Consider the following 22,442-nt stretch of genomic DNA (forward strand, 5'->3'; position numbering starts at 1 on the left):
AGGGTTCATGCTTCCAACGCCTTGGGGGTATCGCGCATGCGTCGTGTTCTGACTTTCCTTTTCGCCGCGCTTCTGGTCGCGCCCGGCGCGGCCCGGGCACAGCCATCTATCGAGGCGGCGCCGGTCTCCGAACTGGTGGCGCGCGTCGACATCCCCTACGAGCGGTTCACCCTCGACAACGGCCTGACCGTCGTCGTTCACGAGGACCGCAAGGCCCCGGTGGTTGCGGTGTCCATCTGGTACAATGTGGGTTCCAAGGACGAGCCCCAGGGCCAGACCGGCTTCGCCCACCTGTTCGAGCACCTGATGTTTGCGGGCTCGGAGAACGCGCCGGGCAGCTATTTCAACTACACCCGCGCCATGGGCGCCACGGACCTGAACGGCACCACCTGGTTCGACCGCACCAACTATTTCCAGACCGTGCCGACTCCGGCGCTGGAACAGGCGCTGTATCTGGAAAGCGACCGCATGGGGCACCTGCTGGGCGCGGTCAGCCAGGAGCGTCTGGATAACCAGCGCGGCGTGGTCCAGAACGAAAAGCGCCAGGGCGACAATCAGCCCTACGGCCTTGTCTACTACCAGATGCTGGAGGACCTGTTCCCGGAGGGGCACCCCTACCGGCACTCGACCATCGGCTCCATGGCCGATCTGGACGCCGCGTCCATGGACGACGTCCGTCAGTGGTTCACTGACAACTATGGCCCCAACAACGCTGTTCTGGTTCTGGCCGGCGACATCGACGTCGCCACCGCGCGGACCCTGGTCGAGCGCTATTTCGGCGGCATCCCCGCCGGCCCCGTGAATACGCCGGCGCAGGCCGACGTCCCGACGCTGGAAGCCCCCATCAACCGCGTGATGCACGACCGGGTCGCCAATGTGCGCCTGTACCGCAGCTGGATCGTTCCCGGCATGCTGGACGAGGACGCGATTCCCCTGAGCGTGGCGGGATCGGTGCTGGGCGGCCTGGCCAGCTCGCGGCTGGACAATGAACTGGTGCGCGGCGACCAGACCGCCACCTCGGTTTCGGCCTCCATGCAGGCCTTCCAGCGGGTGGGCATGTTCAGCGTGACCGTCAACGTCAAGCCGGGCGAGGACGCCGATGCGGTTTCACAGCGCCTGGACGCCATCATGGCGGATTTCATCGCCAACGGCCCGACCGCCGACGAGGTCCAGCGTGTGGCCACCAATCAGGTGGCGAGCCGCATCTACGGCCTGGAGCAGGTCGGCGGGTTCGGCGGCAAGGCCACGGCCCTGGCCGAGGGCCAGCTCTATGCGGGCAACCCGTCCTTCTATCGCGAGCAACTGGACGCCTACGCGGCCGTGACGCCCCAGGCGGTGACGGCGGCCATGCAGCGCTGGCTGACCCGCCCGGTCTGGACCATGCGTGTGGAGCCCGGCGAGCGTGAACCCTATGTGGAGGCCGCCCGCGATCCTTCCGGCGCTGCGCCGTCCGCCGCGCCGCAGGACTACACACCCACGCCGCGCCAACCGATGCCGCAGATCGCCCAGGTGGAGAACCTGGACTTCCCGGACATCCAGCGCGCCACGCTGTCGAACGGCGTCGAAGTGGTCTACGCCCAGGCGGACACGGTTCCGGCCGTTCGGGTGGCTGTTGAGTTCGACGCCGGACTGGCGGCCGATCCCTCGGACGCCCTGGGCACGCAGCGCCTGATGCTGAACCTTTTGACCGAAGGCACCACCAGCCTGGATTCGGTTCAGCTGGCTGAGGCGCGCGAGCGTCTGGGCGCCTCGATCAACGCCGGTTCCACGATGGACCGCACCGTCGTCAGCCTGGGCGCCGTGAGCCCCAACCTTGAGCCGTCGCTGGATCTTCTGGCCGACGTGATCATGAATCCCGCCTTCGACCCTGCGGAGGTGGAGCGCCTGCGCGCCACCCAGCTGGCTTCCATCGCCAGCGAACTGACCCAGCCCGGCGGCCTGGGCGGACGGGTCACCCCGGTCGTTCTGTACGGCGCCGATCATCCCTACGGCCGTCCCGGCAGCGGCCTTGGGGACCCCGCCACCGTTCGGGCGATCACGCGCGAGGACCTGGTCAATTTCCATCAGACCTGGATCCGCCCGGATAACGCCCGCATCTTCGTCACGGCGGACGTGCCGCTTCAGACCCTCGTGCCCATGCTGGAGGCCCGGTTCGGCTCCTGGACGGCCGCCTCGACCCCGCGCGGCGTCAAGAATTTCGACGTCGCCATTCCTGATCCCCGTCCCCGTGTGGTGCTGGTCAACCGGCCCCAGTCGCCCCAGTCGATCATCTTCGGGGGCACGATCCTGCCGGTGACGGGCCAGGACGACACGCTTGTTCTGGAAACCGCCAACGAGGTTCTCGGCGCCAGCTTCCTGTCGCGCATCAATACCGAGCTGCGCGAGGTTCGGGGCTGGTCCTACGGCTCCTCGGCCTCGATCAGCAATCGCGAGCATCAGACGCCCTACCTGTTCCAGGCGCCGGTGCAGGCGGACCGCACGGGGGACTCCATCGCCGCCATGATCGAGCAGTTCAACACCTTCCTGACCGAGAACGGCGTCAATGAAGAGGAACTGACCCGCACGATCTCCGGCCGGACCCGCCAGCTGGCCGGTCAGTTCGAGACCTCCAACGCGGTGCTGGCGGCCATGCGCTCCAACGCCCTGTACGGTCGTCCCGACAACTACTGGGAGACCGTGGCCGGGCGCTACAACGCCCTGACCGCCGCGGAACTGGACGCCGCCGCCCGCGCCGTCATCGATCCCTCGCGCTTCGTGTGGGTGGTGGTCGGCGACGCCGAGGTGGTTCGTCCCCAGCTGGAACAGCTGGGCCTGCCTGTGGAGGAGGTGACCGTCGGCGAGTGATCGCCGTCATCATCCGGAAGAACGGCCCGGTCGCCTCGGCGGCCGGGCCTTTTTCTTGTCTGCGGCCACGCTTGGCGCGCGTCGACGACGGCGCTTCAATGGGGGCCTCAGTGAAAGGCTTTCCATGCGCACCCTCCTCGCCCTGCTTCTGACCGCCGCCGCCACGCCCCTGATGGCCCAGTGCCCCGCCGACGCGGCGTTCCTCACCGTGAACCGGCCGCTGGACGCCGCGCGCGCCGCGGCGGCCGACGGCCGCCTGACCATCCTGGCCATGGGATCCTCCAGCATCGAGGGCGTCGGCGCCTCGGCGCCTGAACGCAGCTTCGTTCCCCTGCTCGAGCGCGGACTTGCGGCGCGTCTTCCCGGCGTGGATGTGACCGTCGTCAACCGGGGTATCGGTGGTGAGAACGCGGGGGAGACCGCCGCCCGGTTCCCCGCCGCGATCGAGGCGGCTCAGCCCGACCTGATCCTGTGGCAACTGGGCGCAAACGATGTGCTGCAGGACCGCAGCGAAGACGCTTTCCTGACGGACTTCCGCGCGGGCCAGGAATTGCTGGCGGACAGCGGGGCGGACGTGATCGTCATCGATTCCCAGCGGGTGCCCGAAGACCGGGACCTGGACTTCATCCGGGGACGCAACCCCGCGCTGGGCGCCTTCGCCGCCCTGACGGCGCTGGAAGCCGGGCGCGTCGGCTACGGCGTGTTCCACCGGTTCGGGACCATGGCCGGCTGGAGCGGACTGGAGGCGGGCGGCGTGGGGCCGGACGGGCTGCATCTGAACGACGCGGGCTATGCCTGCTGGGCCGAATTGACGGCTGAGAGCCTGGCCCGCGCCCTGCGTTGACCCCTCTATGTAAACGTTTACCCTGAACACCGGAAACGCTCACGGACAAGAACAACAATGGCGAACGTCACGCTCGAAGGGGTCAGGAAGAACTTCGGAACCACGGAGGTCATCCGTGGCGTGGACCTGACCATCGAGGACGGCGAGTTCGTGGTCTTCGTCGGCCCCTCCGGCTGCGGCAAGTCCACGCTCCTGCGTCTGATCGCGGGCCTTGAGGACCTGACCGGCGGCGACGTTCTGATCGGAGGCCGCAATGTCACCGGCGAGGCGCCGGCGGACCGGGGCATCGCCATGGTGTTCCAGTCCTACGCCCTGTACCCGCACATGACCGTGCGCCAGAACATGGGCTTCGGCCTCAAGCTGGCGAAGACGGACAAGGCCGAGATCGATCGCCGGGTGAATGCGGCGGCCCAGGTTCTGAACATCACGGACCTGCTGGATCGCAAGCCGAAACAGCTGTCCGGCGGTCAGCGCCAGAGGGTCGCCATCGGCCGGGCCATTGTACGCGAGCCCCAAGTCTTCCTGTTCGACGAGCCCCTGTCCAATCTGGACGCGGCCCTGCGCGTGCGTATGCGCTACGAGTTCGCCCGGCTGCATGGCGAGCTGAAGACCACCATGATCTACGTCACCCACGATCAGGTCGAGGCCATGACCCTGGCGGACCGGATCGTGGTGCTGTCGGCGGGGCGCATCGAGCAGGTGGGCGCGCCCATGACCCTTTACGAACATCCTGACAATCTGTTCGTCGCCGGCTTCATCGGCAGCCCGCGCATGAATTTCCTGAAGGCCGGGGTGGTGGAGGCGTCCGCCGCCGGCGCCGTCGTTCGAACGGCCGCGGGTGAGACGCTGACCGTGTCGGTGGACGCGGCGCGGGCGAAGCCGGGCGACCCGGTCACGCTCGGCGTTCGCCCGGAGCACCTGACCCTGACGGGCGGGGCCAACGCCCTGACCGCCCGGGCCGATTTCGTCGAAACCCTAGGCCACGCCACCTACGCCTATCTGGCCCATGACGCTGCCGGGGAAGGGATCACCTGCCAGTTGCCGGGCGACGTGCGGCCCAAGGCAGGTGAGGCCCTGACGGTTCACGTGCCGCAGGATCAGGCGCACCTGTTCGACGCGGACGGTCGGGCCTTTCGCCGGACGCGCTGACGTCGGCTACTCGACACCGGTGTCATAAGGCCGTTAGGCTTCCTTGAAAGATCACAGGAAGCGCCGCCATGACCCTCAGCATCAGCCGCCGAAGTCTGGCCGCAGGTCTGGCCCTTACCGGCCTGTCCGCCTGCGCATCGATGCCGACCCGCACGGGCGGCGTGAGTGAAAGCCGCTTCGGCCAGATGCTCGATGGCCGGCCAGTGCGGGCTTTCGACATCACGGCCGCCAATGGAATGGCCGCCCGGATCATCGAATACGGCGCCATTGTCGTCTCCCTGACCGCGCCGGATCGCGACGGGGTCATGGGTGATGTGGTGCTGGGGCTGGACACCCTTGAGGACTACATCGCGCGCAACCGCAATTTCGGCACCATCGTGGGCCGCTACGCCGGGCGCATCGCGGGCGGGCGGTTCGAGCTGGATGGGCAAACGGTGCAGCTGGACACCGGCGGCGGCGCCCATTCCTCCCATGGCGGGCCGGACGGGTTCGCCAGACGTCTGTGGCGGGGCGTAGCGATCCACGACGACATCGGGCCGGGCGTGCGCCTGACCCTGATCAGTCCGGACAGGGACCAGGGCTTCCCCGGCGAACTGACCACCGAGGTGATCTATCGCCTGACGCCGGGCGGCGCCCTGCGCATCGACATGACCGCCACGACCACCCGGCCCACGGTCGTCAACCTGACCCACCACGGCTATTTCAACCTGACCGGCGACGGGTCGCGCCCGATCCTGGACCACGAGTTGATGATGGCCGCCGACGCCTTCACCCCCTTCGACGCCGACAAGGTGGTGACCGGCGAGATCCGGCCCGTGGCGGGCACGCCCTTCGACTTCCGCCGGGCCAAACCCATTGGTCGTGACATCGACGCCGATGACGAGCAAATCCGCATCGGAAACGGCTACGACCACAATTTCGTGGTGCGGGGCGAGCCGGGCGATTTCCGCCTGGCGTCGTGGTCGCGCGATCCATCCAGCGGCCGGGTCATGGAACTGCACACCACCGCGCCGGGGGTGCAGTTCTTCACCGCCAACGGCATCCGCGACTGGCCGGCCAAGGGCGGCGTGGTCTATCAGCCGCGCACCGGCTTCTGCCTGGAGCCCCAGCACTATCAGGACAGCCCCAACCGGCCCGAGTTCCCCTCCACCGTCCTGCGTCCGGGGGAAACCTATCGCCAGCGGCATGAGTATCGGTTCGGGGTTCAGGCCTGACGCCCCTTGCATGACGGGGCCATTGGTTCTTTAAGCGCGGCCATCCTCCCCCGCCTTCTTCAGGTTTGCGCCCATGTCCGCCGATCAGGCCCCCAAGAAAGTCGTCCTCGCCTACTCCGGCGGTCTGGACACCTCCATCATCCTGAAGTGGCTGCAGACCGAATACGGCGCGGAGGTGATCACCTTCACCGCCGATCTGGGCCAGGGCGAGGAGCTGGCGCCGGCGCGTGAGAAGGCGCTGAAGATGGGCATCAAGCCCGAGAACATCTTCATCGACGACCTGCGCGAGGAGTTCGTGCGGGACTATGTCTTCCCCATGTTCCGGGCCAACACGGTCTATGAAGGCCAGTATCTGCTGGGCACCTCCATCGCCCGGCCGCTGATCGCCAGACGCCAGATCGAGATCGCCCGCCAGATGGGCGCGGACGCCGTCTGTCACGGAGCCACGGGCAAGGGCAACGATCAGGTGCGCTTCGAACTGGGCTACTACGCCCTGGAGCCCGACATCCGCGTCATCGCCCCCTGGCGCGAGTGGGCGTTCAAGTCCCGCGAGGCGCTGCTGGAGTTCGCCGAGAAGCACCAGATCCCCATCGCCAAGGACAAGCGCGGCGAGGCCCCGTTCAGCGTCGACGCCAACCTTCTGCACTCCTCCTCAGAGGGCAAGGTGCTGGAGGATCCGGCCGTCGAGGCGCCCGAGTTCGTGCACCAGCGCACCCTGTCGCCGGAAGATGCGCCGGACACGCCCACCGTCATCACCATCGGCTTCGAGAAGGGCGACGCGGTCTCCATCAACGGCGAGGCCATGAGCCCGGCGACCCTGCTGACCGCCCTGAACCAGTACGGCCACGACAACGGCGTCGGGCGACTGGATCTGGTGGAGAACCGCTTCGTCGGCATGAAGTCGCGGGGGGTCTATGAGACGCCGGGCGGCGCGATCCTGCTGGCCGCGCACCGGGGCATCGAGTCCATCACCCTGGACGGCGGCGCCATGCACCTGAAGGACGAGCTGGCGGTCAAATACGCCCACCTGATCTACAACGGCTTCTGGTTCTCGCCCGAGCGCGAGATGCTTCAGGCGGCCATCGACCACAGCCAGACCAAGGTGTCCGGCGAGGTGCGGGTCAAGCTCTACAAGGGCAATGCGACGGTCATCGGCCGCGAGAGCCCCAACAGCCTGTACGATCAGGAACTGGTCACCTTCGAGGACGGCGCCGTGGCCTATGACCAGAAGGACGCGGCCGGCTTCATCAAGCTGAACGCCCTGCGTCTGCGGGTGCTGGCCAAGCGCGAGAACCGCGATCGGGCCTGACCGGTCTTGGAGCAAGGCGGCCGGTAGGGCATTCTGGGGGCCGCCCCTGTTTCCGGAGTTCCCGTCATGCTGACCCGCACCCTCCTCGCCGCGACAGCCGTCGCCGTTCTGGCGGGGGTCGCTCACGCCCAGCCCGCGGCCGCCCCGCAAGTCGTGCAGGAGGCCCCCGCGCCGCTGGACGAAGCCGCGTTCGAGGCTCGGGCGGACCGGTTTGACGCCCAGGTGGACCAGATGAGCCGCGAACTGGACGCCGCCGTTCGCGCGAACACAGGCGACCGGGCCGCGACCCTGGCTGCTGTGGATGAGATTCTGGCCCGCTATCGCCCTGAGATTGAGGGGTTCGCCGATGACTTCGACGCCTTCATCGCCGGCCAGGCGGCCCAGGCCGCCGACGACCCCGAGGCTCTGGCGCAGCTGAATGCGGCGCGGGATTCGGCCATCCCGGTCATCCGGTCTATCCCCGACCAGATTCGCGCGGGGCTGATTCAGAACCTGGACGCTCCGGCCCCCGACGCGGCGCCGACGCAGTAGGCTTCACCTTACCGCGTTGTCACTTGCCTTGAAGGCGCTGCGGGCGGACTCTGACTCGCCGACGAGGAGGGTTCCCATGCTGCGTCTGACCGCTGTCGCGATATCCGCCCTGATGTTGACCGCCGCCCCTGCGCTCGCGCAGGACGCCGAGACCCGGTCCATGGCCGGCGTCATCCCCGGCTATGAACCCAGTGCTTTCGAACAGGATCTGGCCGGCGTGGAATCCCGCATGGCCGCCTTCGGCGCCAGGGTCCAGGCGCTGGACGAGGACGACACCCTGACCGAGGCGGAGCGACAGACCCGCATGGCCGCCCTCTGGACCGAATACGGCCCGGACGTCATGGCCTTCACGGCGTCGGCCGCCGAGATGGGCCTGAACACCGCCGGAACCATGATGCAGACCATGAACATCGGCGCCCTGGTCGAGGCCGCCCTGTCCCAGGCCGACATCGCCGGCGCCATGGCGTCCGTCGAGGTTCAGGCCGCCCTGGCTGAAGCCTTCGCTGAGGTCACGGAGGCCTTTGGCGCGGCGAACGCCGAAAGGTCCGCGAACCCCGCCCACGACCACCCCTGATCCCGCTTGACGGCTGACCGGGGCGCGCGCACAGGGCGGCCATGAACGCCCTGCCTGTCGATCCGCACCTTTACCTGGCCTTTCTCGGCGTGATGGCGGTGATGGCCATGACGCCCGGTCCCGCCAATGTCTTCGCCGTGGCCACCGGCATGCAGAAGGGTCGCGCGGCCGTCTTCATGGCGGTGGCGGGCATGAACGCGGCCACCCTGGTCTGGTTCTCCGCCGCTGCGCTCGGCCTGAGTGCGCTGGTCAAGGCGTTCCCCGAGGCGTTCCGGGTGATGGCGGTGGGCGGGGCGCTTTATGTCGCCTGGCTGGGCGTGCAGGCGATCCGCGGCGCTTTCCGCACCGCCGCCGAGCCTTCGGAAATCCCGGTCAGGAAAGGCCGCAGCGCCTTCATCGACGGCTTCACCGTCCAGATCGCCAATCCCAAGGCCATCCTGTTCTTTACGGCGGTCCTGCCGCCGTTCCTGGACGTGAACCGCTCCGCCGCCCCGCAACTGGCCCTTTTCGCCTGCGCCACCATCGGCATGGATATGATCACCATGACCGCCTACGGCATGGGCGGAGCGGCCTTGAAAGCCCGGATGACGGACCCCAGATTCCAGCGTAACTTCGGCGTCAGCGTCGGCGCTCTACTGCTCCTGGCCTCGGTTCTTATTCTTCTGAGATTATAAGGACTTCCGGATCAGCGGAACGGAGCTGTTCATCCACCGTTCAGTCAGCGGCGGATATAATCGAGCTAAATGGGAGAGAGTTTCATGAAACGCGTCATCCTGGCTTCGGTCGCCGCCCTGGCCCTCACGGCCTGCGCCACCGCAACCCCGTACCAGGCCGCCAGTCCGCAAGCCCGCGGCGGCTATTCCGAAATGCAGATCGAGCAGAACCGATTCCGGGTCGGTTTCGCCGGTAACTCCGTGACCTCACGCGAGACAGTGGAGATGTATCTGCTGTACCGGGCTGCCGAACTGACATCCCAGAACGGCTTCGACTGGTTCCAGACCGTGGACCGCTCTACGGAACGCGACACCCGCTACGTGGGCACGCCCGACCCCTGGTTCAGCTCACGCTATGGCCCTCACTGGGGCCCGTCCTGGCGCTTCTATCATCGCGGCTCCTGGAGTCCGTGGAGCCCCTGGGGGCCGAGCTGGGATCGCAGTTTCGACGTTCGGGAAGTGACGCGCTTCGAGGCCAACACGGAGATCGTGATGGGTCGTGGCGCCAAGCCCAGTGACCCCAACGCGTTTGATGCCCGCGAGGTGCTTCAGAACCTGGGTCCGAACGTCGTGCGTCCGCCGATGAACTGATCCCTTCGATCAGAACAGTCTGAGCGATTTCATCCGCCGCTTGTTGACATGGTCAGCAGGCGGCGGCGTCGTTTCGTCCGCATACTCTCCCTTGAAATAGAACCGCTGCCACGCCTCCCTGGCTGCGTCCGGGTCCCCCGAGGCCAGACGGTTGTTGAAGCTGGTGCGCTCCCGGTTCCAGGCGTCGAACTGGCCCTTCATGGCGGGGTTGGCGTCCAGGGTCTTCATGACCGGCTGGAACTGCTCCATCCTTTTGTGCTCGACGATGGTGATGAAGCAGAAGGGCTCGCCCTTGGCGAACTTCACCCGGCCCGGCCGCGTGAAGATCCAGTTCATGGTGAAGGGGAAGGGCAGCCAGTCGGTCTCGATCAGGCCGGTCAGGGCCTGGATGCCGTCCTTCACATGATTGGGCGCCCCTGACGCCACCACCGCCCACCCCGGCGGCGTGCGGAACAGGTAGTGAGGGTGCATGGTCACCACCCCCCGCGAAAAATGCGACTGCACGAACCCTGCGAAATCCGGGTGCGGCCGATCCGGGGTCAGGGTGATGTCCGCCTGCGACGGTCCGCCGTTCCATTCGGCGGTGAACCCCATGGGGCACAACAGCTCCCACCCGGTGGTGTTGGCCATGCTCAGCGGCAGGCAGCGATAGGGGTGCCGCGCAGCGAAGGCGTCCATCCAGTCACGCGAGGGCCGACCGGGCACGATCTCCGGCGGGCGGGGCGACATGGGGTAGCATTCCAGTTCCAAGGGAGGGCTCCGGCGGTCTAGTCTGAAAGGTGCGCGACCCTATCCCCGCCACGCCCGACGCCTCAAGCTCCCAATGGCCCCATGACCCATCCCCTCCCGCCCGCCTTCGACCGCGATCGCCTGCTGGCGTGGTTCGCCGAACAGGGGCTAGGGGCCGTGACTCACGACCATCCTCCGGTCTTCCGGGTCGAGGAAGGGCTGGAGATCAAGGCCGCCATGCCGGGCGCCCACACCAAGAACCTGTTCCTCAAGGACAGGAAACAGCGCCTGTGGCTGGTCTCGGCGCGTCAGGACACGGCCATCGACCTGAAGTCCGCCCACCGCCTCATCGGCGCTGACCGGCTGTCCTTCGGCAATGAGGCGCTGATGTACGAGACCCTGGGCGTGCGCCCCGGTTCGGTCACCGCCTTCGGCCTCATCAATGACACGGCCCGCCGCGTGGCCTTCGTGTTGGACCATCGTCTGGCCGGGGCGGACATCGTCAACTTCCATCCCCTGACCAACACCGCCACCACCGCCATGGGCCAGGCCGACTTCCGCCGGTTTCTGAACCTGACCGACCACCCGCCCCTGATCGTGGATTTCAGCGCGTCCGTCTGATTGCACTTCACGCCAGGGGCGACCATCTGGGTTTGAACGCGTTAGACTGACCGACCACACTTGCCGGAAACGACACTGATGACCTTCGCCGACCCGCTCGCCGCCAACACCCCCGATCCCGTCAAGGACGGCTCCGACGCCGAATTCATGACCGACGTGGTCGAGGCGTCGAAAGTCCAGCCGGTCATCGTGGACTTCTGGGCCCCCTGGTGCGGGCCCTGCCGCACCCTGACCCCCGCCATCGAAAAGGCCGTGCGCGCCGCCAAGGGAAAGGTGAAGCTGGTCAAGATCGACGTGGACGCCAACCCCGCCTTCGCCGGCCAGCTGCGGGTCCAGTCCATCCCCACCGTCTACGCCTTCAAGGACGGCCAGCCGGTCGATGGCTTCCAGGGGGCCATCCCCGAAAGCCAGATCACCGCGTTTATCGAGCGCCTGACCGGCGAATCCTCCGGGACGTCGGATCTGGACCAGATCCTGTCTATGGGTGAGGAATCGCTGGGGCTGAACGATCTGGGCGGCGCGGCGCAGGCCTTCGCCCAGGCGCTCCAGCTGGACCCCAAGAACGAAAAGGCCATCGCCGGCATGGCCCGGGTCTATCTGGCCGACGGCGACGCGGATCAGGCGCGCCAGACCATCGCCATGGCCCCGGATCCGTCCAAGGAGCCGATGGTCAACAGCGTGCGGGCCCAGCTGTCCCTGGGCGCCGGCGCCCCCGCCGCCCTGACATCGGAACAGGAAGCGAAGGTGGCCGCTGACCCCGCCGACCATCAGGCCCGCTTTGATCTCGCCCTGGCCCTGGCCGCAGGCGGACAACTCGAGCCGGCGGTGGACCACCTGCTGAAAATCGTCGCCGCCGACCGGGACTGGAACGATCAGGCGGCCCGCAAACAACTGCTGACCATCTTCGAGGCGGCGGGCGCCAACTCCGAGATCGCCCGTGACGGCCGCCGCCGCCTGTCCTCCATCCTGTTCGCCTGATCGATGGCCCACAGCTACATAAAGACCACGGACCTGCCGCAGGTGATCCCGGTGTTCCCGCTGGCGGGGGCCATCGTCCTGCCGCGCGGACAGTTGCCCCTGAACATCTTCGAGCCGCGCTATCTGAACATGATCGACGACGCCATGGCCGGCGACCGCCTGCTCGGCATGGTCCAGCCCTCGGGCGGTCCCGACGCCATGCCGGCCCTGTCGCCCGTTGGTTGCGCCGGGCGCATCACCAGCTTCGCAGAGACCGCGGACGGCCGCTATCTGATCACCCTGACCGGCGTGGCCCGGTTCCGGATTCTGGGGGAACTGCCCGTCCAGACGCCCTATCGTCAGGCGCGCGCAGACTTCGAGCCCTTCGCCCTGGATCTGAAGGCGCCGGACGAGAACGACGCGTTCGACCGTGATGATCTGCTCGCCGCCCTGCAAGGCTATCTGAACCCTCGCGGGCTCGACATCGACTGGGACGCAGCGCGCGAGGCCCCGCCAGAGGCCCTGGTCAACAGCCTGTCCATGGCCCTGCCGTTCGAGCCGGCCGAGAAACAGGCCCTGATCGAGGCCCTGACCTTGGGCGACCGCCTCGCCTGCCTCACGGCGCTGCTGCGCATCGACGCCGCCGAACCCGGTGACGACGAACCGCCCACCATGCAATAGTCGTCCCCGCTCGCGCCTCCTTCAGCGGGTGCGCACATACGAAAACGTCAGGGCTCCCAACGCCCTCAAGCAGCGAGGCGCCGCGCGCCGAGCGGTAGGGCACGAAACAATGTCAGAGAATTTCAACACCCCCACCACCGTCGATCCCCGCCTGCTGGAGGTGCTGGTTTGCCCGGTCACACGCGGTCGCCTGACCTATGATCGGGCGGCGGGTGAGCTCATCAGCAAGGGCGCAAAACTGGCCTTCCCTATCCGCGACGGGGTGCCGATCATGCTGGCCGAAGAAGCCCGCGCGCTGGACTGATTTTAGTCCGTGAGCGGCGATTTCAAATCGCCTCGCCCCGCAGCAGTCTCGGCAGATCCCCGGCCCCGCCGCCGGCCTCGGTCATGAAGGCCCGGCGCAGGGGCGCGATGCGATTGACCGCCGCCATGCCCACGCCGCGCGCCAGACGCGTCAGCGGATCATCGTTTGAGAACAGCCGCACGAAGCCGTCGAACCCGGCCGCCAGGGCCGCGTTGTCGAACCGCCGCCAGCGGGCGTAGCGCTCCAGCACGCCCAGCGAACCGATGTCCTCGCCCAGCCGCGCGGCCTCGACCATCACCTCGACCAGGGCGGCCACGTCCTTCAGCCCCATGTTCAGCCCCTGCCCCGCCACAGGGTGCACCCCGTGGGCTGCGTCGCCGATCAGGGCCACGCGCGGCGCAGCGATGCGCTCGGCCAGCGACAGGGACAGGGGATAGACGAAGCGCGGCCCCTCCACCGTGACTTCGCCCAGGAACTCGCCGAAGCGCCGGTTTAGGTGGCTCAGGAACGCCTCGTCCGAGGCGTCGCGCAGGGCCTCACCCCGCCGCGTGGTCTCGGTCCACACCAGACTGGCGCGGCTGTCGGTCAGGGGCAGGATGGCGAATGGCCCCGACGGCAGGAAATACTCATGGGCCACATTGCCGTGGTCCCGCTCCATGCGGACGGTGGCCACCACCCCGCTCTGGCCATAGGTCCAGCCGGTGGTCCCGATACCGGCCGCCTCGCGCACAACCGACCTGCGCCCCTCGGCGCCGACGATCACCGGCGCGCTCAGGGTGCGGCCGTCCTTCAGCACGGCGTGAGCCGCGAATTCCTCCAGCCGTACCGCCTCCACGGCGGCGGGCGCCAGCACCGGCACCCCCGCCGCGCGCACCGCCCCGGCCAGGGCCGCACGGATATGGCGGTTCTCGATCATGTAGCCCAGCGGCTCTCCGCCCGTGCGCTCGCCGATCTCGTCCGCGTCAAAGCGCAGGAAGGCGGGCAGGGCCCGGTGCGAGGCCGCGCCGGGCCGTGTTCCGTCGGTCACCAGAATGCGGTCCATGCGGCAGGCGTGCGGCTCCAGCGCCGCGCCCACGCCCAGCGCCTTCAGCATGCGGAAGGTGGACCAGGCTACCGCCGTGGAGCGCCCGTCGAATGTGGGGGCCAACTGGTCCTCGAACGGAAACGGATCCACCAGCACCGGTTTCAGGCCGGCCCTTGCGGCGGCCAGGGCGAAGGTCGCCCCCGCCATGCCGGCGCCGGCCACGATGACATCGAGATCGGAAAGATCGTCCTGGCTCATGCCGCCCTTGTCGCGCCCCCCCGCGTCCACGTCCAGAGGCGGCGCCGTCGCAGGGCTGGTAAACGCGGGCTTAACCCTGCGCGGGCGATGATCGGCGGAGTAATTCAGTAGCCCCACCGGAGCCCGCCCATGTCCGCGGCCCTCGCCATCGGAACCCGCGTTTATGACGGCGCCCGCATCCTGTGGGGCGCGCCCATCGCCGTGCGTTTCCGGGGCGGCTTCCTGGCCATCGCGGCGACCCTTCTGCTGGCCTCGCTGGTGTCGTGGAATCCGGCGGATCCCAGCCTCAATGCGGCGGCCTCGGTCGCCCCCACCAACTGGATGGGCGCCAACGGGGCGGTGTTCGCCGACCTGCTCTATCAGTCCCTCGGGGTGGCCGCCTGGCCCGCCGTCCTGCTCATGCTGGCCTTCGGCCTGTCGGCGGCCCTGGGCGAGGTGGTGCAGACGCGCCTGCGCCCGACCCCGCTCAAGGCCCTGGCCGCCCTGCTGGGCGTGCTGCTGCTGGCCGGCGCCCTGTCCGCCCTTGTCATCCCCGCCATCTGGCCGCTGGCGGCGGGCCTCGGCGGTCTGTGGGGCGACGCCCTGCTGTGGGGGCCGGCCAGCCTGTTCGCCTTTGTCGGCATCCCCTTCGCGGCACCCTTCGCGGGCGTCCTTCTGGCCATCGCCGCCGTGGCTCTGCTGGCCTGGACCCTGGGCCTGCGCTGGCGCGACTTCACCGAGGTCCGCGTCGCCCGCCCCGCGCCGAGGGGCGTGAGAAAGGCCCGCGCCGCTCCGAAGCCCGCCGTGAATGCGCGCCCCCGCGCCGTCGCCCCCGAACCGGAAATCGATGACGACCCGGCCGAGCCCGCCCCGCCATGGGAGGAGCCCAAACCCGCTCCGCGCGCGCCGAAGGTGGCGGGCGTCAAGGCCCCGCGTCCTTCGGGCCGCGAACAGAACGAGATGCAGGGCGCCTTCGAGTTCGCCCGCACAGAGGGTTTCGAACTGCCGCCGCTCGGCTTCCTGTCCAAGCCGAAGACCCGCGTCGCAGCCGTGGACGAGGAGGCCCTGAAGCAGAACGCCCAGATGCTGGAGAGCGTGCTGGCCGAGTTCGGGGTCAAGGGCGTCATCGACCAGATCCGCCCCGGCCCGGTGGTCACCCTGTATGAACTGGCGCCCGCCCCCGGCGTGAAGCACGCCCGGGTGGTGGGCCTGTCCGACGACATCGCCCGCTCCATGTCCGCCCGCGCCTGCCGGGTCAGCGTGGTTCAGGGCCGCAACGCCATCGGCATCGAACTGCCTAACGCCAAGCGCGAGACCGTCTATCTGCGCGACCTGCTGGCCTCCGCCGAATACGCCAAGCCCGGGCACCTGCTGCCGCTGGCCCTGGGCGAGACCATCGGCGGCGAGCCCTATGTGGCGGACCTGGCGCGCATGCCCCACCTGCTGATCGCGGGCACCACCGGCTCGGGCAAGTCGGTGGGGGTCAACGCCATGATCCTGTCGATCCTGTACCGCCTGTCGCCGGAACAGTGCCGCTTCATCATGATCGACCCCAAGATGCTGGAGCTCAGCGTCTATGACGGCATCCCGCACCTGCTGACCCCGGTGGTCACCGATCCCAAGAAGGCGGTCGTGGCCCTGAAGTGGACCGTGCGCGAGATGGAGGACCGCTATCGCCGCATGTCCAAGCTCGGCGTGCGCAACATCGCCAGCTACAACGAGCGGGCCAGCGAGGCCCTCGCCAAGGGCGAGCATTTCGAGCGCACGGTCCAGACCGGCTTCGACGACCAGGGCCGCCCCGTCTATGAGTCCGAGAAGATCCGTCCCGAGCACATGCCCTATCTGGTGGTGGTCATGGACGAGATGGCCGACCTGATGCTGGTGGCGGGCAAGGACGTGGAGGGCGCGGTCCAGCGTCTGGCCCAGATGGCCCGCGCCGCCGGCATCCATCTGATCATGGCCACCCAGCGCCCGTCGGTGGACGTCATCACCGGCACCATCAAGGCCAATTTCCCCACCCGTATCAGCTTCCAGGTCACCTCCAAGATCGACAGCCGCACCATCCTGGGCGAGCAGGGCGGCGAGCAGCTGCTGGGTCAGGGCGACATGCTCTACATGGCGGGCGGCGGCCGCATCACCCGCCTGCACGGCCCCTTCGTGACCGATCAGGAAGTGGAGCAGGTGGCCCAGCACCTGCGCGAGCAGGCCGAGCCGGAATATCTGGACCTGATCACCGAGGGCGGCGACGAGGACGAGGGTGCGGGCGACTTCGGCGGCAACAGCGGCTCCGGCGACGACCTCTACGACCGCGCCGTGGCCGTGGTCACCCGTGACCGCAAGGCGTCCACTTCCTACATCCAGCGCCGCCTGCAGATCGGCTACAACCGCGCCGCCTCCCTGATCGAGAAGATGGAGCAGGAAGGCGTCGTCAGCCCCGCCAACCACGCCGGAAAGCGCGACGTCCTGGCCGGCCCGCCGCCTGTATAGTTAGGGCGCTAACGCTCGCGTCGAGGACGCTCGCTGCTTGAGCGCATCTCTGGGCGCTACCGCTCGCCGCACGGCGGCTCGCTGCTTGAGCGCGAACTCCGTCTCCTCCCCATTCATGGGGAGGGGGACCGCCCCGGCGACCCGGCCGGGGTGGTGGAGGGGGCGGCCGGGTGTGTGCCGGACGATCTCGACAGAAACCCATGCCCCGATTTCAGATCGTTCAGTCCCTGTTTTTCCACCCGACGTCTGAAACCATGCCGCCAGGATGCTATGGAAGCCCATGATCGACATCCACGGCCACTGCCCCGACCGCTTCTCCGGCGTGAAAGACGCCTTCGCCGCCAATTTCACTAACGCCCCTGAAGGGCTCGATGAACTGGCCGCCCGCTTTTCCGTCTGCATCGGCGGGGAGACGGTCATCGACCTCTGGGCCGGTCACGCGGACGCGGCGAAGACCACGCCGTTCACCGACCGGTCGCTGGTTCCGGTGTTCTCCACCGGCAAGGTGGTCATGAGCCTGATGATCGCCACCCTGGTTGAGCGGGGTCTGACCACCTACGACACGCCGGTGGCCGACATCTGGTCGGCCTTCGGTCAGGCAGGCAAGGGCGAGATCACCCTGGGCCAACTGATGAGCCATCAGGCGGGGCTGGCGGGCTTTGACCAGACTGTGGACCCGTCCGTCTGGTTCGAGCCCGGGGCGGTGCTGGAGCGGCTGGCCGCCCAGGCGCCCCTGTGGCCGCCCGGCAGCGCGTCCGGCTATCATCCCATCACCATCGGCTATCTGGCGGGCGAGGTGTTCCGCCGGCTGGACGGGCGGACCATGGGCACGGCCTTGCGCGAGGACTTCGCCGACCCCTTCGATCTCGACCTGTGGATCGGCCTGCCCGAGGACCAGCACGACCGCGTGGCCCAGCTTAGGAAGCCCTCGGCCGCGCCCGATCTGGGGACCATCGACCCCATCAAGAAGGCCGCCTTCCTCGACCGGGGTTCGGCCCCCGGCGGACGCGGCTCCACGGAATGGCGCAAGATGGAGATTCCGTCGGCCAATATGCACGCCCGCGCCGACGCCCTGGCCCGCCTCATGGGCGTGCTGGCGGGCGGCGGCCTGCTGGACGGCAAGACCATCCTGTCGCCGGAAACCCTGGCCGAGGCGACACGCGAACGCATCCACGGCCCCGACCGCGTCCTGCCCTTCACCATCCGCTGGGCGGCGGGCTGGATGCGCAACGAGGGGCTGGACATCTTCGGCCCCGATCCACAGACCCTCGGCCACTGCGGCTGGGGCGGTTCGTGCGCCATGGCGGACCCGACCACCAATGTCTCGGCGGCCTACGTCATGACCCGCCAGTCGCCGCACCTGATCGGCGACCCGCGCGCGCTGCGCCTGTTCGAGGCGCTCTACGCAGCCGTCTAGGCGGGGCCTGCCGCGTCCTTCAGGGCCCGGCGCGCGGCGCGGGCCCGGTGCATGGCTGCGGCCAGGAACACCGCCGCCCCGCCCCAGATGAAGGCGAAGCTGACCAGCCGGGTCAGGTTGAACGACTCGCCCTGGGACACCCCGATCACGAAGCTGAGGGTCGGGGCGAGGAACTGGATGAAGCCGATGGTCGACAGGGGCAGCCGCCGCGCCGCCCATGCGAACAGCACCAGCGGCCCCACTGTCATGGGCCCGGCCAGGAACAGCCAGAAGGCCGCGACCGGACTGTCGGTGAAATGTCCCAGCCCCTGATGGTTCAGCCAGATCAGCCAGGCCAGGCCGAACGGCGCCATGATCAGGCATTCCACCAGCAGCCCCGTCTGGGCGTCCGCCTGCACCCGTTTCCGGATCACCCCATAGGCGGCGAACGATACGGCCAGCGCCAGCGACACATAGGGCAGGCCGCCGATGGCCACCCCCTGCAACACCACCCCCATGGCCGCCAGCGCAACGGCTGCATAGCCCAGCCGACTGATCCGTTCCCGGAACAGCCAGGCCCCCAGCGCCATGTTGAACAGGGGATTGAGATAGTAACCGAGGCTGGTCTCCAGCGTCCGCCCGCTGTTCACGGCCCAGACGAAGATGAACCAGTTGACCGCGATCAGGGCGGTGGACAGGGTCAGCCACATCAGGGTGCGCGGGTTGCGCAGCACCCGCCGGACCTGATCCGACTGTCCCGCCAGCCACACCAGTCCGGCCGCGAGCAGCACGCCCCACACGGCCCGGTGGCCCATGATCTCGCCGGAGTCCGCCCCCAGGCGGCCCATGGGCTGATAGACCAGTGGGGACAGGCCCCACAGCACGTAACAGGCGACCCCCGCGATCAGGGCCGCGCGGGCGGAGTCGTCCCCGCCCGCCGGTTGGCCGGTCATGGCGAGGTTCCTATCCCACCGTCAGGGTGCGGTATCCGCTGGCGGTCTTCAGCATGCCCTGCTCGTCCAGAAGCTGGGCGATCTGCACGGCGTTCAGGGCCGCGCCCTTGCGCAGGTTGTCCGACACCACCCACAGGCTCAGACCGTGCTCCACGGTGGGGTCCTTGCGGATGCGCGAGACGAACACGGCGTGTTCACCGGCCGCGTCCACGGGGGTGATGTAGCCGTCGTCCTCGTGCTTATCGATCACCATGATTCCGGGCGCCTCGCGCAGGATGGCCCGGGCCTCCTCCACCTCGATGGGGCGCTCGAACTCCAGCGTCACGGCCTCGGAGTGGCCCACGAACACCGGCACCCGCACGCAGGTGACGGTCAGCTTGATGTCGGGGTCCAGCATCTTGTGGGTCTCGTCCCACATCTTGGCTTCCTCGTCGGTGTAGCCGTCGTCGCGGAACTCGCCGATGAAGGGCAGCACGTTGAAGGCGATCTGTTTGGGGAATTTCTTCGGCGTGGCGTCGCCCAGGCCATAGATGGCCTTGGTCTGGTTCCACAGCTCATCCATGCCTTCCTTGCCCGCGCCGGACACGGACTGATAGGTCGACACCACCGCGCGCCTGATCTTGGCCGCGTCATGCAGGGGCTTCAGCGCCACCACCAGCTGGGCGGTGGAGCAGTTGGGGTTGGCCACGATATTCTTCTTCGTCGCCAGCTTGATGTGGTCCGGGTTCACCTCGGGCACGATCAGCGGCACGTCCGGGTCCTTGCGGAAGGCCGAGGAGTTGTCGATCACGATGGGGCCGGCCTTGCCGATCTTCTCGGACCATTCCCGCGACACCGCGCCGCCCGCCGACATCAGCACCAGATCCACCGTCGAGAAATCGAACTGCTCGATGTCCTGGCAGCGGACGGTTTTTTCGCCGAACGCCACCTCGATCCCCTTGGATTTGCGCGAGGCCAGGGCGTGCATCTCATCCACCGGGAAGTTCAGCTCTTCCAGGATGGACAGCATTTCCCGGCCCACATTGCCGGTGGCGCCAACGATGGCGACGCGATAGCCCATGATCTCGATCCTGTTCCGAAGGGGGAGGTTTGCGCGCGGACGCGCATGCCCATTGCATTTAGTCCTTCGCACCCGCGAAGCAATCGCTTTGCAGCCCCGTTTTGACCCTTTAAGCGCATTTTCCTTGCTTGGGTGATGTGGAGGCTAGCGGATAAGCGTCTGGGTCGCGCGAACGAGCGATTCCCTTTCTCGCCGTTCGCCTCCTGCTTCTATCAGGACGCGGAACACGCAGTCGATTTCGACAGCCAGTCCGGTGGCCAAGTCAATGACGTAATCGCATTCCCGCCGGTTCTCGAGCCTCGCGCCGGCGATTGCCTCGTCCATATCGGCCAAGACATCCTCCTGCTCTTCTTCATCTGCGTTTCCGGCAGACATCAATGCGCTGGTCATCGAAGGAAGGACGGCCAACAGCGACTCCGGATCGATGGTCATCTCCCACCGCACCACCGCTCGCCCGGCCGCGACGTCCACGTTTTCGAGCCGGTATATCCCCAGCATCGTCATGCTTCCCCCACCCCAAGGCAGCGCACCCTCGACCTCGTACATATGGTCTTGGCCCACATAGAGTTCGGTGCCTTGGCCCTGCGCAATCAAGGTCGCATCTCGTGCGAAAAGGGCAGCCCCCTCGGGGGTCATAGCGGCGAGTGCGGCCATCCCGCTCTCAAGGCCATGTTCTCCCGACGCTTCCATAACTCGCCGGAGCGCTACTAGGATCGCCTCGAAATTCTCAACCCGGATTGGAGTCAGGTTGACGTCAACGGTCATCACGACGTCGAAATCGGAAAGGGAGAAAGCTCCAGCATCCCCGGAATTCACCTCCTGCAGACGCCAGGTCATCGTGCGCATGTCATCCTCGTCAGGCGCTTCTAGGATGACATCGTACCTAAAATCGGTTTGCCGCCACTCGCCCCCGTCCGAACGGTCGGATTTCGTCAACATCAGCTCGATGTGGGCGCTTTCTGGAAGTCGGACGGGGAGTGGCACGGTTTCTGCCTCTATCGGCGTCAGCAACGCCGCCAGGGCGGTGATCGTGTTCAACATGTCAGTTCCCCCAGGCCCGCAGCCTAGCTAGGCATCAGGCAGTTGAGAAGATAACAGCAGCGAATGCCTTCCTTGACCCGCGCCGCCTATGACCGCCGCCTCCAATCCGGCGCGCTGACCGCCGACCCCGCCCAGGAAACCGCCATCGCGGCCCTGGGCCGTCTGGAGCGCGATCTGGACAGGGGCGGCGGGCTGTTCCGCAAGGCGCCGCAGGTGAAGGGGCTGTACCTCTGGGGGCCGCCGGGCCGGGGCAAGTCCCTGCTGATGGACCTGTTCTACGCCGAGGCGCCGGAGCCGCGGAAAATGCGCGCCCATTTCCACGCCTTCATGGCCCGGGTCCACGACCTGATCCGCCAGTGGCGCGAGGGCGACGCGGCCCAGCGCAAGGCGGTCTTCGGCCAATGGAAAGGCGACGACCCCATCGCGCCTGCCGCCGCACTGATCGCCTCGGAGGCGCGCCTGCTGTGCTTTGACGAACTGCAGGTCACCGACATCGCCGACGCCATGATCCTGGGCCGTCTTTTCGAGGCCTTGTTCCAGCACCGGGTGGTTCTGGCCATTACCTCCAACCGGGCGCCCGAAGATCTCTACCTCAACGGCATCAACCGCCCGCTGTTCGAGCCCTTCATCGACATCATCAAGGACCGCTGTGCGGTGGTCCAGATGGCGGGCGGGCGCGACTGGCGGCTGGCCCGCATGGCCAATTCGCGTCTGTGGTACTCAGGCCTGGACATGGGCCGCGCCCAGGCCTTTGAGCACCTGTGGGAGGACCTCAAGGGCGACGAGCCCGAGGAGCCCGCCCATCTGTCGGTCACCGGCCGCGACGTGATGATCGCGCGCACGGCGGGCGGGCTGGCGCGGGCCACCTTCGCCGAGTTGTGCGCCCGGCCGCTGGGCGCGTCTGACTATCTGGCCATGGCCGAACGATTCCACACCCTGTTCCTGGAAGGCGTGCCGGTTCTGGGGCCTGACAGCCAGCAGGAGGCCCGCCGCCTCGTCACCCTGATCGACGCCCTCTACGAGGCGCACACCCGGCTGGTGGTCCTGGCCGAGGCGCCGCCGGAAGCCTTGTATCCAAAGGGCGTCGGCGCTTTTGAGTTCGAGCGCACCGTGTCGCGCCTGAACCAGATGTCGTCCACCGACTGGCTGGAGCAGGCCGACGCCGCCTGACGGCCTCTTTCCC

21 protein-coding genes are annotated in these 22,442 nt (G+C 67.9%); 16 read left to right on the forward strand and 5 right to left on the reverse strand.

The annotated features are described in order from the left end of the window. Positions 1–36 precede the first annotated feature (36 nt). From ACK4FB_RS07060 to ACK4FB_RS07100, 9 genes are all read left to right on the forward strand, one after another. Positions 37–2,844 carry a M16 family metallopeptidase gene (locus tag ACK4FB_RS07060; protein WP_409749718.1) on the forward strand — a complete coding sequence of 936 codons (2,808 nt, stop codon included), beginning with the start codon at positions 37–39 and terminating at the stop codon, positions 2,842–2,844. 124 nt (positions 2,845–2,968) lie between these two features. Further along, positions 2,969–3,688: an SGNH/GDSL hydrolase family protein gene (locus tag ACK4FB_RS07065; RefSeq protein WP_409749721.1), complete on the forward strand. Its 720-nt coding sequence runs from the start codon at positions 2,969–2,971 to the stop codon at positions 3,686–3,688. A gap of 57 nt (positions 3,689–3,745) precedes the next feature. Continuing rightward, positions 3,746–4,837 (forward strand): ABC transporter ATP-binding protein, encoded by a 1,092-nt coding sequence (locus ACK4FB_RS07070; RefSeq protein WP_409749724.1) that lies wholly within the window; start codon positions 3,746–3,748, stop codon positions 4,835–4,837. A 68-nt stretch (positions 4,838–4,905) separates the two neighbouring features. Then, complete coding sequence (locus ACK4FB_RS07075; protein WP_409749726.1) at positions 4,906–6,051, forward strand: aldose epimerase family protein; 1,146 nt, start codon at positions 4,906–4,908, stop codon at positions 6,049–6,051. 73 nt (positions 6,052–6,124) lie between these two features. Further along, positions 6,125–7,360, forward strand: coding sequence for an argininosuccinate synthase (locus ACK4FB_RS07080; RefSeq protein WP_409749729.1), 1,236 nt, complete (start codon positions 6,125–6,127; stop codon positions 7,358–7,360). A gap of 66 nt (positions 7,361–7,426) precedes the next feature. Then, a complete protein-coding gene (locus ACK4FB_RS07085) occupies positions 7,427–7,891 on the forward strand; it encodes a translation initiation factor IF-2 (protein ID WP_409749732.1) in 465 nt (154 codons plus the stop codon). Positions 7,892–7,967: 76 nt separating this feature from the next. Next, a complete protein-coding gene (locus tag ACK4FB_RS07090; RefSeq protein WP_409749735.1) occupies positions 7,968–8,465 on the forward strand; it encodes a hypothetical protein in 498 nt (165 codons plus the stop codon). A gap of 41 nt (positions 8,466–8,506) precedes the next feature. Beyond that, positions 8,507–9,139, forward strand: a complete 633-nt coding sequence (locus ACK4FB_RS07095) for a LysE family translocator (RefSeq protein WP_409749737.1) — start codon at positions 8,507–8,509, stop codon at positions 9,137–9,139. 84 nt (positions 9,140–9,223) lie between these two features. Then, entirely contained in the window at positions 9,224–9,769 is a 546-nt protein-coding gene (locus ACK4FB_RS07100; RefSeq protein WP_409749740.1) for a CC0125/CC1285 family lipoprotein, read from the forward strand. Between the two features lie 9 nt (positions 9,770–9,778). Here the strand turns inward: ACK4FB_RS07100 and ACK4FB_RS07105 are convergent, their stop codons facing one another. Beyond that, complete coding sequence (locus ACK4FB_RS07105) at positions 9,779–10,519, reverse strand: DUF6065 family protein (RefSeq protein WP_409749743.1); 741 nt, start codon at positions 10,517–10,519, stop codon at positions 9,779–9,781. A gap of 81 nt (positions 10,520–10,600) precedes the next feature. On the opposite strand from ACK4FB_RS07105, the gene ACK4FB_RS07110 reads away from it, so the two are divergent. From ACK4FB_RS07110 to ACK4FB_RS07125, 4 genes are all read left to right on the forward strand, one after another. Further along, positions 10,601–11,119: a prolyl-tRNA synthetase associated domain-containing protein gene (locus ACK4FB_RS07110; protein ID WP_409749746.1), complete on the forward strand. Its 519-nt coding sequence runs from the start codon at positions 10,601–10,603 to the stop codon at positions 11,117–11,119. Between the two features lie 78 nt (positions 11,120–11,197). After that, entirely contained in the window at positions 11,198–12,097 is a 900-nt protein-coding gene (gene trxA / locus ACK4FB_RS07115; protein ID WP_409749749.1) for a thioredoxin, read from the forward strand. Between the two features lie 3 nt (positions 12,098–12,100). After that, positions 12,101–12,757, forward strand: coding sequence for an LON peptidase substrate-binding domain-containing protein (locus ACK4FB_RS07120; protein ID WP_409749752.1), 657 nt, complete (start codon positions 12,101–12,103; stop codon positions 12,755–12,757). A gap of 109 nt (positions 12,758–12,866) precedes the next feature. Further along, positions 12,867–13,061 carry a Trm112 family protein gene (locus ACK4FB_RS07125; protein WP_409749755.1) on the forward strand — a complete coding sequence of 65 codons (195 nt, stop codon included), beginning with the start codon at positions 12,867–12,869 and terminating at the stop codon, positions 13,059–13,061. A 22-nt stretch (positions 13,062–13,083) separates the two neighbouring features. Here the strand turns inward: ACK4FB_RS07125 and ACK4FB_RS07130 are convergent, their stop codons facing one another. Further along, a complete protein-coding gene (locus ACK4FB_RS07130) occupies positions 13,084–14,343 on the reverse strand; it encodes a UbiH/UbiF/VisC/COQ6 family ubiquinone biosynthesis hydroxylase (protein WP_409749758.1) in 1,260 nt (419 codons plus the stop codon). A gap of 129 nt (positions 14,344–14,472) precedes the next feature. Here ACK4FB_RS07130 and ACK4FB_RS07135 point away from each other — a divergent pair, with 129 nt between their 5' ends. Continuing rightward, a complete protein-coding gene (locus tag ACK4FB_RS07135) occupies positions 14,473–16,809 on the forward strand; it encodes a DNA translocase FtsK 4TM domain-containing protein (protein WP_409749761.1) in 2,337 nt (778 codons plus the stop codon). A 280-nt stretch (positions 16,810–17,089) separates the two neighbouring features. Next, complete coding sequence (locus ACK4FB_RS07140; RefSeq protein WP_409749764.1) at positions 17,090–18,226, forward strand: serine hydrolase domain-containing protein; 1,137 nt, start codon at positions 17,090–17,092, stop codon at positions 18,224–18,226. Here ACK4FB_RS07140 and rarD read toward each other — a convergent pair. The 3 genes from rarD to ACK4FB_RS07155 all read right to left on the reverse strand — a co-directional run bounded on the left by rarD (position 18,223) and on the right by ACK4FB_RS07155 (position 21,259). Beyond that, the gene (gene rarD, locus ACK4FB_RS07145) at positions 18,223–19,158 is read right to left on the reverse strand and encodes an EamA family transporter RarD (protein WP_409749767.1); all 936 of its coding nucleotides are present in this window, start codon (positions 19,156–19,158) and stop codon (positions 18,223–18,225) included. The two genes, ACK4FB_RS07140 and rarD, sit on opposite strands and share 4 nt — an antisense overlap. A gap of 10 nt (positions 19,159–19,168) precedes the next feature. Further along, complete coding sequence (locus tag ACK4FB_RS07150) at positions 19,169–20,218, reverse strand: aspartate-semialdehyde dehydrogenase (protein WP_409749770.1); 1,050 nt, start codon at positions 20,216–20,218, stop codon at positions 19,169–19,171. A 144-nt stretch (positions 20,219–20,362) separates the two neighbouring features. Then, complete coding sequence (locus ACK4FB_RS07155; RefSeq protein WP_409749773.1) at positions 20,363–21,259, reverse strand: hypothetical protein; 897 nt, start codon at positions 21,257–21,259, stop codon at positions 20,363–20,365. Positions 21,260–21,322: 63 nt separating this feature from the next. On the opposite strand from ACK4FB_RS07155, the gene zapE reads away from it, so the two are divergent. Beyond that, entirely contained in the window at positions 21,323–22,429 is a 1,107-nt protein-coding gene (zapE, locus tag ACK4FB_RS07160) for a cell division protein ZapE (protein WP_409749776.1), read from the forward strand. Positions 22,430–22,442 lie beyond the last annotated feature (13 nt).

It is taken from the genome of Brevundimonas sp., assembly GCF_046299535.1.
Lineage (GTDB): Bacteria > Pseudomonadota > Alphaproteobacteria > Caulobacterales > Caulobacteraceae > Brevundimonas.

Coding starts and splice junctions, on each gene's coding strand:
- ACK4FB_RS07060 (WP_409749718.1), top strand. CDS start 37: ATGCGTCGTGTTCTGACTTTCCTTTTCGCCGCGCTTCTGGTCGCGCCC.
- ACK4FB_RS07065 (WP_409749721.1), top strand. CDS start 2,969: ATGCGCACCCTCCTCGCCCTGCTTCTGACCGCCGCCGCCACGCCCCTG.
- ACK4FB_RS07070 (WP_409749724.1), top strand. CDS start 3,746: ATGGCGAACGTCACGCTCGAAGGGGTCAGGAAGAACTTCGGAACCACG.
- ACK4FB_RS07075 (WP_409749726.1), top strand. CDS start 4,906: ATGACCCTCAGCATCAGCCGCCGAAGTCTGGCCGCAGGTCTGGCCCTT.
- ACK4FB_RS07080 (WP_409749729.1), top strand. CDS start 6,125: ATGTCCGCCGATCAGGCCCCCAAGAAAGTCGTCCTCGCCTACTCCGGC.
- ACK4FB_RS07085 (WP_409749732.1), top strand. CDS start 7,427: ATGCTGACCCGCACCCTCCTCGCCGCGACAGCCGTCGCCGTTCTGGCG.
- ACK4FB_RS07090 (WP_409749735.1), top strand. CDS start 7,968: ATGCTGCGTCTGACCGCTGTCGCGATATCCGCCCTGATGTTGACCGCC.
- ACK4FB_RS07095 (WP_409749737.1), top strand. CDS start 8,507: ATGAACGCCCTGCCTGTCGATCCGCACCTTTACCTGGCCTTTCTCGGC.
- ACK4FB_RS07100 (WP_409749740.1), top strand. CDS start 9,224: ATGAAACGCGTCATCCTGGCTTCGGTCGCCGCCCTGGCCCTCACGGCC.
- ACK4FB_RS07110 (WP_409749746.1), top strand. CDS start 10,601: ATGACCCATCCCCTCCCGCCCGCCTTCGACCGCGATCGCCTGCTGGCG.
- trxA (WP_409749749.1), top strand. CDS start 11,198: ATGACCTTCGCCGACCCGCTCGCCGCCAACACCCCCGATCCCGTCAAG.
- ACK4FB_RS07120 (WP_409749752.1), top strand. CDS start 12,101: ATGGCCCACAGCTACATAAAGACCACGGACCTGCCGCAGGTGATCCCG.
- ACK4FB_RS07125 (WP_409749755.1), top strand. CDS start 12,867: ATGTCAGAGAATTTCAACACCCCCACCACCGTCGATCCCCGCCTGCTG.
- ACK4FB_RS07130 (WP_409749758.1), bottom strand. CDS start 14,343: ATGAGCCAGGACGATCTTTCCGATCTCGATGTCATCGTGGCCGGCGCC.
- ACK4FB_RS07135 (WP_409749761.1), top strand. CDS start 14,473: ATGTCCGCGGCCCTCGCCATCGGAACCCGCGTTTATGACGGCGCCCGC.
- ACK4FB_RS07140 (WP_409749764.1), top strand. CDS start 17,090: ATGATCGACATCCACGGCCACTGCCCCGACCGCTTCTCCGGCGTGAAA.
- rarD (WP_409749767.1), bottom strand. CDS start 19,158: ATGACCGGCCAACCGGCGGGCGGGGACGACTCCGCCCGCGCGGCCCTG.
- ACK4FB_RS07150 (WP_409749770.1), bottom strand. CDS start 20,218: ATGGGCTATCGCGTCGCCATCGTTGGCGCCACCGGCAATGTGGGCCGG.
- ACK4FB_RS07155 (WP_409749773.1), bottom strand. CDS start 21,259: ATGTTGAACACGATCACCGCCCTGGCGGCGTTGCTGACGCCGATAGAG.
- zapE (WP_409749776.1), top strand. CDS start 21,323: ATGCCTTCCTTGACCCGCGCCGCCTATGACCGCCGCCTCCAATCCGGC.